The 13,001-nt window shown below is 64.8% G+C and carries 15 protein-coding genes; 11 read left to right on the forward strand and 4 right to left on the reverse strand.

Features of this window, described 5'->3' with window-relative positions; translation table 11 throughout:
• Positions 1-3 precede the first annotated feature (3 nt).
• From AXW83_RS13105 to AXW83_RS13115, 3 genes are read left to right on the forward strand one after another with little or no spacing between them, the layout of a single operon-like run.
• A complete protein-coding gene (locus AXW83_RS13105; protein WP_066614148.1) occupies positions 4-1,251 on the forward strand; it encodes a metal-dependent hydrolase family protein in 1,248 nt (415 codons plus the stop codon).
• Positions 1,248-2,453: a kynureninase/PvdN C-terminal domain-containing protein gene (locus AXW83_RS13110; RefSeq protein WP_066614149.1), complete on the forward strand. Its 1,206-nt coding sequence runs from the start codon at positions 1,248-1,250 to the stop codon at positions 2,451-2,453. Before AXW83_RS13105 ends, AXW83_RS13110 begins: the two co-directional genes overlap by 4 nt.
• On the forward strand, positions 2,450-3,289 hold the full coding sequence (locus tag AXW83_RS13115; protein ID WP_066614151.1) for a tryptophan 2,3-dioxygenase: 840 nt from the start codon (positions 2,450-2,452) through the stop codon (positions 3,287-3,289). The genes AXW83_RS13110 and AXW83_RS13115 overlap by 4 nt, the downstream gene beginning before the upstream one ends.
• A 139-nt stretch (positions 3,290-3,428) precedes the next feature.
• Here AXW83_RS13115 and AXW83_RS13120 read toward each other — a convergent pair whose 3' ends face one another.
• Complete coding sequence (locus AXW83_RS13120) at positions 3,429-4,322, reverse strand: LysR family transcriptional regulator (RefSeq protein WP_066614153.1); 894 nt, start codon at positions 4,320-4,322, stop codon at positions 3,429-3,431.
• Positions 4,323-4,425: 103 nt separating this feature from the next.
• On the opposite strand from AXW83_RS13120, the gene AXW83_RS13125 reads away from it, so the two are divergent.
• From AXW83_RS13125 to AXW83_RS13150, 6 genes are all read left to right on the forward strand, one after another.
• On the forward strand, positions 4,426-5,289 hold the full coding sequence (locus tag AXW83_RS13125; protein WP_066614154.1) for an SDR family oxidoreductase: 864 nt from the start codon (positions 4,426-4,428) through the stop codon (positions 5,287-5,289).
• Between the two features lie 38 nt (positions 5,290-5,327).
• Positions 5,328-5,801 (forward strand): SRPBCC family protein, encoded by a 474-nt coding sequence (locus AXW83_RS13130; RefSeq protein WP_066614155.1) that lies wholly within the window; start codon positions 5,328-5,330, stop codon positions 5,799-5,801.
• Positions 5,802-5,841: 40 nt separating this feature from the next.
• Positions 5,842-6,909: an alkene reductase gene (locus AXW83_RS13135; protein WP_066614157.1), complete on the forward strand. Its 1,068-nt coding sequence runs from the start codon at positions 5,842-5,844 to the stop codon at positions 6,907-6,909.
• Between the two features lie 32 nt (positions 6,910-6,941).
• Positions 6,942-7,508, forward strand: coding sequence for an NADPH-dependent F420 reductase (locus AXW83_RS13140; RefSeq protein ID WP_066614158.1), 567 nt, complete (start codon positions 6,942-6,944; stop codon positions 7,506-7,508).
• Positions 7,509-7,542: 34 nt separating this feature from the next.
• On the forward strand, positions 7,543-7,956 hold the full coding sequence (locus AXW83_RS13145) for a nuclear transport factor 2 family protein (protein ID WP_066614160.1): 414 nt from the start codon (positions 7,543-7,545) through the stop codon (positions 7,954-7,956).
• 103 nt (positions 7,957-8,059) lie between these two features.
• Positions 8,060-8,692: a class I SAM-dependent methyltransferase gene (locus AXW83_RS13150; RefSeq protein ID WP_066620453.1), complete on the forward strand. Its 633-nt coding sequence runs from the start codon at positions 8,060-8,062 to the stop codon at positions 8,690-8,692.
• Between the two features lie 115 nt (positions 8,693-8,807).
• Here the strand turns inward: AXW83_RS13150 and AXW83_RS13155 are convergent, their stop codons facing one another.
• Complete coding sequence (locus AXW83_RS13155; RefSeq protein ID WP_066614162.1) at positions 8,808-9,398, reverse strand: mobile mystery protein B; 591 nt, start codon at positions 9,396-9,398, stop codon at positions 8,808-8,810.
• Between the two features lie 5 nt (positions 9,399-9,403).
• On the reverse strand, positions 9,404-9,868 hold the full coding sequence (locus AXW83_RS13160; RefSeq protein ID WP_236841899.1) for a mobile mystery protein A: 465 nt from the start codon (positions 9,866-9,868) through the stop codon (positions 9,404-9,406).
• 338 nt (positions 9,869-10,206) lie between these two features.
• On the opposite strand from AXW83_RS13160, the gene AXW83_RS13165 reads away from it, so the two are divergent.
• Positions 10,207-10,398, forward strand: a complete 192-nt coding sequence (locus tag AXW83_RS13165; RefSeq protein ID WP_066614166.1) for a hypothetical protein — start codon at positions 10,207-10,209, stop codon at positions 10,396-10,398.
• A 32-nt stretch (positions 10,399-10,430) separates the two neighbouring features.
• On the opposite strand, the gene AXW83_RS13170 is transcribed toward AXW83_RS13165, so the two are convergent.
• Positions 10,431-11,345, reverse strand: coding sequence for a LysR substrate-binding domain-containing protein (locus tag AXW83_RS13170; RefSeq protein WP_066614168.1), 915 nt, complete (start codon positions 11,343-11,345; stop codon positions 10,431-10,433).
• A 98-nt stretch (positions 11,346-11,443) separates the two neighbouring features.
• Here AXW83_RS13170 and AXW83_RS13175 point away from each other — a divergent pair, with 98 nt between their 5' ends.
• Positions 11,444-12,754 carry an aspartate aminotransferase family protein gene (locus AXW83_RS13175; protein ID WP_156640026.1) on the forward strand — a complete coding sequence of 437 codons (1,311 nt, stop codon included), beginning with the start codon at positions 11,444-11,446 and terminating at the stop codon, positions 12,752-12,754.
• The last annotated feature ends 247 nt before the right edge of the window (positions 12,755-13,001 follow it).

The raw sequence follows: 13,001 nt of genomic DNA on the forward strand, positions 1-13,001 counted from the left end.
CTCATGACTGCCACCCTTTTCCGTAACGGCCTGGTTTTCGACGGGCATGGCGACGAGGCCGTGCCCGGGCTCGAGGTGCTGGTGGTGGACGGCCGGATCGAGGCGGTCGAGCAGGCGCCGATCAAGGAGGCGAACGCCCAGGTGATCGATCTCGGTGGCCGCACCCTGCTGCCCGGCCTGATCGACGCGCATGTCCATGTCTTCGCGATCAGCCTCGCTGCCTCGAAGAACGAGGTCGTGCCCCTGACCCAGATGACGGCGCGGGCCGTACCGCGGATCAAGGCGATGCTCGATCGTGGCTTCACCACGGTGCGCGACACCGGCGGCGGCGATGTCGGCATCCGCGACGCGGTGGCGCAGGGCTTCGTTCCGGGCCCGCGCCTCTTCGTTGGTGGACCGGGCATCTCCCAGACCGGGGGGCATGGCGACCATCGCCGGCGCACCGACGACCGCTACGATATCGACCGCAACGCCAACGCCTTCATGTTCGTGCACCGCATCGCCGACGGCGTCGAGCAGATGCGCCGCGTCGCCCGCGACGAGCTCCGCAAGGGTGCCGACCACATCAAGGTGATGGCCTGCGGTGGCGTCGGCTCCCCCAGCGATCCGCTGGAAACCATCCAGTTCACGCGAGAGGAGATTGCCGCGGCGGTGCAGGAGGCGCGCCGTCACGGCAAATATGTCTGCGCCCACACCTATACCAGCGAGGCTGTGCGCCATTCCGTCGAGGCTGGCGTGCGCACGGTGGAGCACGCCAATTTCATCGACCATGAGACGGCCAAGCTGGTCGCGTCGCTGGAAGCCTTCGTGGTGCCGACCCTTGTCTGCTACGAGGTCACCGCCGAACATGGCGTCAAGCTCGGGCTCTCTCCCGTCGTCATGGCTAAGCTGGCGATGGTGAACGAAGCCGGCATCGCGATGCTCGACATCTGCGCCGGTGCCGGCACGCGGATGGGCTTCGGCACCGACCTGATGGGCGAGATGGAATACGCCCAGTCCTATGAGTTCACCATTCGAGGCCGGACCCAGAAGCCGGCCGATATCCTGCGCTCGGCCACGACGGTCAATGCGGAGATTCTCCAGCAGAGCGGCAGGCTCGGCACGATCCGGCCCGGCGCCCATGCCGACATGATCGTCTGCGAGGGCAATCCGCTGAAGGACATCACGCTGCTGTCCAAGCCGGAGGAGAATCTGCGTCTGATCATGCAGGGCGGGCGGCTGCATCGGAACGATCTCGGATTTGCCGCATGAGCCTGGCCGGGCAGAGCGCAAACGGAACCGGCCCGCGCGATCTGCGCGCGCATTTCACGCATTTCCTGCGGTCCGATCCGCGGCGCCTGCATTTCGCGGCGCATAGCCACCATTGCTGGCCGGACGTAACCCGCGAGGCGCAGCTCGCCGCCTGGGACGATGCGGCGCGGCTGATCGACGACAAATGGAGCGAGGTGCTGGGGCCAGTCTGGTCGGAGGTTTCCGCCGGCATCGCGCGACACCTCCACCTCTGCGACCCGACGACGCTGGTCTCGGCCGGCAATACGCATGAATTCCTACTGCGGCTGCTCTCGGCCTGCCCGCCGGACCGCCCGGTTCGCATCCTCTCGACGGATGGCGAGTTCCACTCCTTCCGCCGCCAGATTGCGCGGCTCGCCGAGGACGGGCTGGTTGAGCACACGGCGATCGCGCCGGAGCCGTTCGAGACGCTCGGCGACAGGCTGATCGCAGCGGCCAAGAGCGGTGATTTCGACCTCGCCTTCGTCAGCCAGGTGCTGTTCGGCTCGGGCTTCGCGCTGCTGGATCTCGTGGGCCTCGTCGACGGGCTGTCCGCTCCCGGCCGCCTCGTCGTGATCGACGGCTATCACGGCTATCTGGCCCGCCCGACCGATCTGTCGGCGGTCGCCGATCGCGCCTTCTACGTCGCCGGCGGCTATAAATATGCGATGGCCGGAGAGGGCGCCTGCTTCATGCATTGCCCGCCCGGCTTCGCGCCGCGCCCGCGCAATACTGGCTGGTATGCGGGTTTCAGCGCGCTGTCGGCCGCGCCCGGTACGGTGGCCTATGCGGAGGACGGCAGCCGCTTCATGGGCGCGACCTTCGATCCCTCCGGCCTCTACCGCATGCGGGCCTCGCTGCGCTGGCTCGATGAACAGAGCCTGGACGCCGCGGCGGTACATGCTCATTCGGTCGCCTTGCAGGAGCGCTTCGCTGCCGGGCTGGAAAAGCAACGTGTCGGGCCACTGTCGCCCGACCGCCTCGTGGTCCCCATTGCAGAAGAAGCGCGCGGAAACTTCCTGACGTTCGAGCACCCCGATGCGCAGGGCTGGTATCGGCGACTGCACGAAGCCGGTATCGTCACGGACGTGCGCGGCATGCGGCTGCGGGTCGGCTTCGGGCTTTATCACGCGGCCGAGGATGTCGATGCGCTGCTCGCCCGCCTGCGGGAGTGCGCACCATGACGGAAAAGCCAGAGAGCCGCGTCGGCGACGACCTCCATGTCGACCTCACCGATCGCGTCACCTACGCCTCCTATCTCGACCTCGCGACGCTGTTTTCGGCCCATCGGCCGCTGACGACGGCCCATGACGAGCATCTCTTCATCACCATCCACCACGTCCAGGAGCTCTGGTTGCACCTGATCGACAAGGAGCTCGATCTCGCCATTGCCTCGATCCGGGCGGACGACACCGGCCCGGCACTGAAGGCGCTCGCCCGGGTCGGCCGCGTGCAGGAGCAGCTGAACTCGGCCTGGGATGTGCTCTCGACCCTGACGCCGGCCGATTACCTGGTCTTCCGCGGCGCCTTCGGACAGGCCTCCGGATTCCAGTCCTACCGCTACCGCAAAGTCGAGTTCCGGCTCGGCGCCAAGGACCGGCGGATGCTGCTACCGCACCGGCACGAGCAAGCGATCCATGCCGAGCTCGAGGCGGCGCTGAACGCGCCCAGCATCTATGACGAGACGCTCGCGCTGCTCGCCCGCCGCGGCTTCGCCGTGCCGCCCGAACTGCTGGCGCGCGACCTCTCCGAGCCGCATGTTTTCCATGAGGGGCTTCGCGACCTCTGGGTCGAAATCTATCGCGACTCGCAGCGCCATTTCGAGATGTACGAGCTTGCCGAGAAGCTCGTCGATGTCGAGGACCGCTTCCAGCAATGGCGCTTCCGGCACATGAAGACGGTGGAGCGGATCATCGGCTTCAAACGCGGTTCGGGCGGCTCCTCCGGCGTCGGCTTCCTGAAGAGCGCGCTGGACCGCTCGTTCTTTCCGGAGCTTTGGGCGGTACGAACGCAGCTATAAGTTCGAGTCCAAGCCGCTGCCGGCGGCGGCGTAGTTGCACGTCAGGCGGCCTGGCCGGCGTTTGCAGCGCCTGCCGGTTGACCGCGGCGAGGCGCGTGCCGTGCGAGCTGCTGCGCCCTACGCTGTCCGGAACGGGCTGTCATCTACCGACATAGGCAGCCAGCTCGTCAGGCGTCCCTTTCGGGAATGCCTGCCTCAGATGGTCGAGGAAGGCCGAGACGCGGGCGCTCAGCAGGCGGCGGGTCGGATAGAGCGTCCACAGGGCGATCTCCGGTCCTCCCACATCGCCCCAATGGACCAGCATCCCGTCAGCGAGATCGTGACTTACCAGCGACACGGGAAGACGTCCGGCTCCGACCCCCATTCGCACCGCGTCCCGGACCATAATGAGTGACGACAGGCTCAGGATTGGGTTGACCGAGATCCGCGATGTCCCGCTTGATGTCGTCACGTCCCAGACTTCACCTTGGCGGGCAGGGCCGCGCACGACGACCGGAACGGCCGATCCATCGACAGGCCGCGCCAGTTTCGGGCTCGCCACCACCACCAGCCGATCGCGCAGGAAGACCCGCCCGACGAGGCTCTCGTCCGGCTCCGGGTTGACCCGGATGACGAGGTCATAGGCTTCCTCGATCATGTCGACCGACCGGTCCTCGGTCGTGACCTCGAGCCGGACCTCGGGATATTTCAGCGCAAAGCCTGCGGCGAGCTTGCCCATCGCAGTCTGGGAAAAGAGCAAAGGCGCGCTGATCCTCAACCGGCCGCGCGGACAGTTTCCACCCGAGGCGATGGCCGCCGCCGTCTCGTCGAGTTCGGTCAGCAACTGGCCCGTCCGCTCGGACAACGCCCGTCCTTCCTCGGTCAACTTCAGGGCGCGCACGCCACGCTCGAACAGGCGCAAGTCGAGGCTCGCCTCCAGTTCCGCGACGCGGCGCGACAGCGTCGCCTTTGGACGCCCCGCGGCTCGGGAGGCTTTCCCGAACCCTCCGTGGCGGGCGACCAGATTGAAGTCGGCGAGGGCGAGGAGGTCCATGCGTTCCACCAGCGAGACGGTCTGTCCAAATATAGCGTCTATTGGCGCGGATGTGGATCGCTAAATTCGGGACAGCCAAATGGCTCAACCCAGGAGAGACCCCATGACCATTCTCGTGACCGGCGCGACCGGCAATGTCGGCCGCAACGTCGTCGAACAGCTCGTCCAGCGTGGCGCCGATGTGCGTGCTCTCGTCCGCGACCCGTCCAAGGCCAATTTCCCGGCCGGTGTGGAGCTGGTCCAAGGTGACCTGCTCGACGTCGACTCGCTGCGCAGCGCCTTCTCCGGCGTCTCGACGCTGTTCCTGCTGAACGGGGTCGTCGCCGACGAATACACCCAGGCGCTGATCGCGCTCAATGTCGCCCGCGAAGCCGGGATCGAGCGGATCGTCTACCTCTCGGTGATCCACAGCGACATCTACGTGAACGTGCCGCACTTCGCGGGCAAGTTCGGCGTCGAGCGCATGATCGAGCAGATGGGCCTGAATGCCACCATCCTGCGGCCGGCCTACTACATGGACAACGAGATCACGATCAAGGACGTGGTCACCGGCTACGGCATCTACCCGATGCCGATCGGCGACAAGGGCCTCGCGATGATCGACGCCCGCGATGTCGGCGAGATCGCCGCGATCGAGCTGATCCGCCGCGAGCAGTCGGCCACGCCGCTGCCGCTCAACCGCATCAATCTGGTCGGTCCCGATACGCTGACCGGTACGGACGCCGCCGCCATCTGGAGCGAAGTCCTCGGCCGCACGATCGCGTTCCCCGGCAACGACACCGCCGGCTTCGAGCAGAACCTGCGCCAGTTCATGCCGAGCTGGATGGCCTTCGACATGCGCCTGATGGCCGAGCGCTTCCTAACCGACGGCATGCTCCCCGATGCCGGCGACGTTGAGCGGCTGACCACTCTGCTAGGGCGCCGCTTGCGCTCCTACCGCGACTACGTCGCCCAGATCGCCGGCTGACATCCACCATTCCAACCACACGGACAAGGATCATCGTCATGATCTATTCGACCGCCACCGTCCCGGTAAACCCGGAGGGCGAAGCCACACTCACCCGCGAGCAAATCTGGAAGGGTCTGGAACTGAAGGCGCGCGATGCGCGCCTGTTCCTCCCGCCCGGCCTCTGCACCCGCTGCGACGTCACGGAGGAAAGCGCAACGCACTTCGTCCGAGACGCAACGATCGCCGGCGCCGATCTGCGCGAAATCATCACGCTCGAGCCGCAGCGCAAGGTCACCTTCTTCCAGGCCACCGGGCCGCGCGAAGGCGCGATCGTCAACGAGCTGTTCGAGGATGAAGCGGGCGCGCTGCAGTTGAAATTCTATTGCTACCTCGGACTGCGCGACAAGGCGCCGAACGGCCCCGAGGAACAGGCCGAGCAGGCCCAGTTCGACAGCGACAAGGGGTACAGGGCTGCCCTTTTGTCCACGCTGAAGCGCACCCGCGCGATGCTCGCTGAGGGCAAGCTCTGACCCTCGCCTCCCCCATCATCCGGTAACAAGGAGAACACCCATGACCGATGTCTGGTCCCCCATCAAAATCGGCGCCTCGCAGCTGCCGCATCGCCTCGCCATGGCGCCGATGACCCGCAGCCGGGCCAGGCCCGATGGCACGCCCGGCGACATGGCACCCGAATATTACGCACAGCGAGCAACGATGGGTCTTCTGATCACCGAAGGCACCCAGCCGTCCCAGGATGGGCAGGGCTATCTGAACACGCCCGGAATCTACACCGCTGACCATGTTGCCGGATGGCGCAAGGTGACTGACGCCGTCCATGAGGCCGGCGGTCAGCTTTTCGTCCAGCTCATGCATGTCGGCCGCAGATCCCATCCCGAGAACACATCGCATCATCGCCAGCCGGTCGCTCCTTCGGCGATCGCGCCCGGTGAAAACATGTTCACCAGCAAGGGTATGCTGCCGGTTCCGGAGCCCCGCGCTCTCACGACCGACGAAGTTCGGCAGACCATCGCCGACTTCGCTCATGGCGCCGCGCGCGCCATCGAAGCGGGTGCGGACGGCATAGAAGTCCATGGCGCGAACGGATATCTGGTGCATCAGTTCATGGCGCCGAACGCCAATGAGCGCACCGACGACTATGGCGGCTCGCTCGAGAACCGCGCGCGCTTCGCCATCGAGGTCGTGCAGGCAATCGTCGCTGCGGTCGGGCCTGAGAAGACCGCGATCCGGCTGTCTCCCGGCCTCCCCACCGGTGGCATCGCGGAAGGGAACGCGAACGACGATCTCTACCGCTACCTGGCGGCGGAGTTCGACAAGCTCGGCATCGCTTATCTGCATGTCCTGCACATCGGCAACGAAGCGCTCCTGGCAGACATCCGTAAGGCCTTCGGAGGCGTGCTCATCGTCAACCGCCCGGGCCGCAAGCGCGAGCAGGTCGGGGCCGACGTCGCGGCAGGTCTCTCCGACATGGAAGCTCTCGGCACCATGGCGCTCGCCAATCCCGACCTCGTCGCACGCCTCAAGCAGGGCGCCCCGCTCAACGAACCGCGTGTGCCCTTGTTCTACGCCGGCGGCGGCGCCGAGGGCTACATCGACTACCCCGCTCTCAATCTCGCCTGACCTTAGCAAGTCACGCGCCGCATTCCGGCGGAATGTCCATCGGTGGATGGACATTCGCCCGAAGCGGCATCGCCGTATCCGTCGCAACCACGCGCGACCCGGAAAGCTTTACATCGGCAGCGGCCGCCATCGGACCTGGGATCACCCCCACAACACTTGCGGAGGCAGTCAGGGCGGACGTCATCTTCCTGGCTGTCCGTTTCCAATCGCACGCGGATGTCGCGAAGGCGCTGCCGAGCTGGCAGGGCAAGATCATCGTCGATGTGACCAATGCCTACGGCGTGTCCGCCGAGGACCTGGGCGGACGGCCTTCGGCCAAGGTCGTCGAGGAGGCCTTCGCGGGCGGCAGGCTGGTCAAGGGCTTCAACCATCCGGTCGCTGCCGTCCTGGAACAGGATCCGGCCGCGCATGGCGGCAGGCGAGTCGTGTTCCTGACGAGCGACGATGACGACGCCGCGACGCAGATCGGCGCGCTCGCGGAAAATTTGGGCTTCGCACCGATCAAGCTTGGCGCGCTTTCAGAAGGTGGGCTGCTCGTGCAGGCCCACGGCAAAAGCTGGGGCCGCCTGATCTTCAAGGACTTGGTCAAGTTCGACTGAAGGACGCCACGACCGAGAGATGGAGAAAAATGCCATGAGTACCGAGCAGAACGTCCAGACCGTGAAGGACTTCTTCGCCGCGATCGATCGCGGCGATAGGGAGGGTCTGCTGGCGCTCGTCGCCGAAGACATCGAGTGGATCATTCCGGGCGAGGACTGGCCGTTGGCCGGAACGCACCGCGGACACGCCGGGCTGGCGGACTTGCTCGAGACGGCATCCGGGTCGATAGAAACATCCACGGAACCCAGGGAGTTCGTGGCGCAGGGAGACCGTGTCCTGGTCGTCGGCTTCGCTAGCGGAAAGATCAAAGCTACGAACAAGACGTGCCAGGACGACTGGATCTTTGCCATCACGGTCCGGGATGGCAGACTGACGAGCATCCGGGAGTACATCGACACGCAAGCGCTGGCCCGGGCCTCGCAGATGGACGCGTCCGGGCTTCCGTAGCGCTGGTCTTGAGCGGCCATCGAGCGGGGTCAACTGTGGATCGATCGTGGATCGCCCCCTCGTGCCGCTCGCTCGTCGAATGCCAACCATAATGGAGATCCAGATGTACGACCAAGCCAAGCTATCCGAGTTGATCAAGTTCGCGCGCGTCGATGTGGGCTCCACCGTCATCGACGTTTACCCCGGCGACGGCGATTGGACCCGTCTCTTCTCCGACATCGCGGGACCCGAAGGACGGGTCTACAGCTTCGTGCCGGCCGAAGTCGCCCACTTCAAGAACGATCCGGTCGGCCAGATGAAGGCACTGGCGAAGGAGCCGGGCCGAGCGAATGTCGAAGCCGTGTCGGCGAACCTCGTGGCGATGCTCGACGTCACGCAGCCAGCGGATGTCGTGTGGATGCACCTGTTCTACCACGATCTTCACACCGCGCTGATCCAGGCCAAGGGCGCGATGGCCGCCGACTTCAATCGTGCCGTATACGAGCGGCTGAAGCCCGGCGGATTTTACGTCATCGTCGACCACGCCGCCGTTGCAGGGTCAGGCACGAGCGATACCCAGACGCTGCATCGGATCGACCCCGCGTCCGTCCGCGAGGAGGTGGAGGCGGCCGGCTTCCTGCTGGATGCGCAGAGCACCATGATGGCGAACAAGGACGATGCGCACTCGATCAAGGTGTTCGACCCTTCGATCAAGGGCGAGACCGATCGCTTCGCCTATCGTTTCGTGAAGCCCTGACAGGTCCCGGCGCCGACTGCATATCGGCCTACCGATGGGTGCAAAGCAAGCTCATAGAAGACATCGGGGCGCCGACGTGGAATCTCAACCGGGCCTCTTTGATCAATCCATTAGACTAGGAGCGGGCGAAGAGAAGCAACGGGTCGATATCGTGGTTATCGGCCGCCCGCAGCGCCTCGACATAGTCAGCGCGGGTCGCGCCTGCGTCGATCAAGTTCGTGCGCCCCCAGGAGAAGACAGGTTGGCCGAGTTGGCGAGCAAGGAGGTCGCCGACGAGGCGAGAGAGCCGTCCGTTGCCATTGGGAAAAGGATGGATGGCGACGAGTCGATGGCTGAACCGTACGGCGATTTCGTCGGGCGGATAGGTCCCCTGTTCGATCCAATAGCGCGCATCGTCGACGAGCTGCCGGACGTCCATCGCAATGCGATAGGCGTCGACGCCTATATTGCGCGGGGTCGTGCGATATTGCCCGGCCCAGCGCCAGACATCGCCGAACATGCGTCTGTGCAAGTCGCTCAGGAAGTCCTGATCAAGAACATTGTGCTTGCGCGACATGGCCCAGCGCAGCGCGTGGCTGATATTGACCTGCTCGGCCTCGTTCAACTCATGTCGCAACGTGATGTAGGCTGGGCTGAGTTGCTCGCGTTCCTCAGCGGTCAACGGCGTATTGGCGGCATCGTCCTCCTCGAATAGCGGGTCGGGCATGGCGATCAGTCGTCGTCCCAAAGGCTACGAGATGAGCCTGAGAGAATGACGTCGATCATGCGGCGCCGCTCGTCATCGAGGTCCGACTTCAGGAGTGCCTGGTTTTCCAGCCGCATGGTGTGGTCGAGGCGTGCGATGTCTCGGCCGGCCTTGTGAGCGGCGCGGTCTCGCAGGATTTCGTCGAGGGGCTTGGTAGGGACGAAGGCGTAGACGAACGTGCAGTTCATCGCCGCGGCTGCCTCGCGCAGCGTCCTTATCGTCGTCGCGCCGGAGACTTCCGCCTTCTCGATTGCAGGGACGCGGGAGGGAGCGGCCTTCATGCGAGCGGCGAGCTGCCGTGTGCTAATGCCCAGAGCTTCGCGGATGGCTCTCATCCAGCCGCGAGGTGGAGCGACGACGTTGAGGTCGCGCAATGGCGCGACACGTCGTTCCAGCTGCTTGCGTGCCAAGGTGGCTTGGTTGAGCTTCATGAATATGTGTCCTATCGGCAATATAATTAGCATTTCTATATGAGCGTATCAAGTGATATTGAACATTAATATATGCTCTTTATGATACAGAATGAACATAAAAAAATGAGCGATAACGACGGTCTCTGCAGCCACACAATGCCTACCTGCCTCCGATTGACAGGCCCCGAAGCCGCGCTGGCGACACTGCCACGCAGCTTGACAGTCCCGGTCAGATTGTCGAACTCGGAAGCGTCGTGTTTAACGGACTGCGCGCCACCGGCGACTGTATTGCCGCCGTCTGTGATGCGATTCCAAGTCTCGATTAGCGCCTTGGTCGCGCCATACGGAGCCGCGGTTTGAAGGCGCTCCTCCGCGGGCTCTGGGCGATGAAGGCATTGCTGTTGGGTTTCATCGTGGCCTTCGCGCTGAGTTTCCTGAGCCTCGGCTACATCAGTCTTGCCCTATACGGCGTGGTCGCGCCGGTCCTCACGCTGTGCAACCAGCCGATGAGCATGGCCGAGGGGCTGAGCCGAGATGCAGGCTGGTAGGCGATGATAATTCGTCCGTCTTTTTGCTTGGTTCACATACCGAGCACGGCAGGCTCAGGCAGAGGATAACCTGAGGGAGAGATCGAGGCAGCATCGCGTCGCAGGGTGGGCAGCACGGCTCGAATGTGGTCGCCCAACGCTTTTGCTGCGGAAGACGGCCTCAGCTCGGCGAATTCCAACGCAATCCCGATCGCGGGAAGCGGCGGCAATCCGACCGTGACGATATGGAGATCCGGCGGAACGGCCGTCTGGGTCAGAACGCTTATGGCATGCCCTGAGCGGGCAATGGCGATGAGCCCGGCCAGGCTGTTGCTGGCAAAGGCGACCCTGTATCGGCGATCGGCGGCCTGCATCGCGTCGCAAGCGGCCCGGTAATCGAGCGTCATCGGCGCGGAAAGCGCCAGGGGGAGGATAGCCTGGTCAAGGATGTCTGGCTGGGCCTCGTTTGCGACCCAGACGAAGTTTTCCCTGCGGATGGCCTCGGCGCTGGCGGGATCCGGGAGCGAGACAAGCGCCAGCTCGATCTGCCGCCGATGCAGGAGCGGGCGTAGTTCCGAGGTCGGCGCACAGACCATGCGCAACTCGACCTCGGGATGCAGGGCACAAAAGTCACGGAGCAGATCGGGCAGGAACGCGATCGAGTAATCCTCGGGGCAGCCGAGGCTGACCGAACCCTTAAGCCCGGTTCCCCGCATGTCGGCGAGGATTTCGTCGTGCCTGGCCATGAGAGACTCGGCATGCGCCAGGAGCTTTTCGCCCGCCGTGGTCAGCCGCACGCCCGATCCGCTGCGGTGCAGGAGAGGTTGGCCGGTCAGCGCTTCGAGACGCTGCATCTGCATGCTCAAGGCCGACTGCGTCCGCCCGATCTGCAAGGACGCGACGCTGATCGAGCCCGTGCGCGCGATGACAGCGAAGTTCCGCAGCAATGCGAGGTCAAGCGTGGCCATGCCATCAAAATAATCGATATCCGCTTGAAAGACTATCAATTTGCGCAGTGCAACACGTGCAACTAATCATGGAAAATTCCCGTTTCCGAGGTGATCCCATGTCGCTGAACGCCGATCCCGCCTTCTGGGCTGCCGCGAACACGCATCTGACGCGCTATGGGCCCGATTTTGAATCGATCATCGTCGAACGGGCGCAGGGCAGTTTCGTCTACGATGCCGATGACCGCGCAATCCTGGACTTCACCTCGGGCCAGATGAGCGCCGTGCTCGGCCATACCCATCCCGACATCGTCGCGACGGTGGACCGGCAGATGCGCTCGGTCGCCCATCTCTTCAGCGGGATGCTGTCGCGCCCGGTCGTCGATTTGGCCTCGCGCCTGGCCGCGCTGGCTCCCGAACTCGAGCGGGTACAGCTCCTCACCACGGGGGCGGAATCGAACGAGGCGGCCATTCGCATGGCGAAGCTGGTGACCGGCGGGCATGAAATCGTCGCCTTCGCGCAGAGCTGGCACGGCATGACGGGCGCGGCGGCCTCGGCGACCTACAGCGCCGGCCGGAAAGGCTATGGTCCGGCGGCTGCCGGATCCTTCGTCATTCCAGCACCCAATTCCTACCGCCCGCGCTTCACGCATCCGGACGGCTCCAACGACTGGCAGGCCGAGCTCGACGACGCCTTCTGCCTGATCGACAGCCAGTCGACCGGCAACCTTGCAGCGTTCATCGCCGAGCCGATCCTGTCGAGCGGCGGCATTCTCGAACTCCCCTTGGGCTATCTCGCCGCGCTGAAGCGCAAATGCCAGGAGCGGGGCATGCTGCTGATCCTCGACGAGGCGCAGACAGGGATCGCCCGGACGGGCGACATGTTCGCGTTCCAGCGCGACGGCGTCACGCCCGACATCCTGACATTGTCGAAGACGCTGGGCGCCGGCCTGCCGCTCGCCGCCGTCATGACCACGGCGGCCATCGAGGAGAAGGCCCATGAGCGCGGGTTCCTGTTCTACACGACCCACGTTTCCGACCCTCTGCCGGCCGCGGTGGGCGTGACGGTGCTCGATGTGGTCGAACGCGACGGTCTGGTCGCGCAGGCGGTCGCGCGCGGCGAGAGGCTTCGGAATGGATTGATGTCGCTTCAGCAGAAGTTCGAATGCGTCGGGGACGTGCGCGGGCGCGGCCTCCTTCTCGGGCTTGAGATCGTGACCGATCGGCAGACCAAGGCGCCGGGCTTCGAACTCGGGGCCCGGGTCATGGACGAGGCCATGCGCCTGGGCCTCAGCATGAACATCGTCAAGCTGCCCGGCATGGGAGGTGTCTTCCGGATCGCCCCGCCGCTGACGGTCTCGGACGCCGAGATCGATCGCGGTCTAGAGATCATGTCCAACGCAATCCAAACCGCGATGAACGCCCGCTAATGCTAGTCTGGGTGTTCAGTCCCAGCATTTGGTGGATTGGATCGAGGCTGAATCGTTCCGGCTCGCTTGTCCACCGTTTGCAGACGAACTCGCGTCACCTGCGAAATCTCAGCGCTGAACGTGCTGCAGCGCCTGCCGCGAGAGCGGCTTAGAAGCTATGGGCGGCGCAACGAGGCCGGTACCATCGTTGCCGCAATCAGCGATGGAGCACCCTTATGGCACACTGTGAGCGGCGCCGAACATTGCG

Source organism: Bosea sp. PAMC 26642, from assembly GCF_001562255.1.
In the GTDB taxonomy this organism is placed as follows: Bacteria; Pseudomonadota; Alphaproteobacteria; order Rhizobiales; family Beijerinckiaceae; genus Allobosea.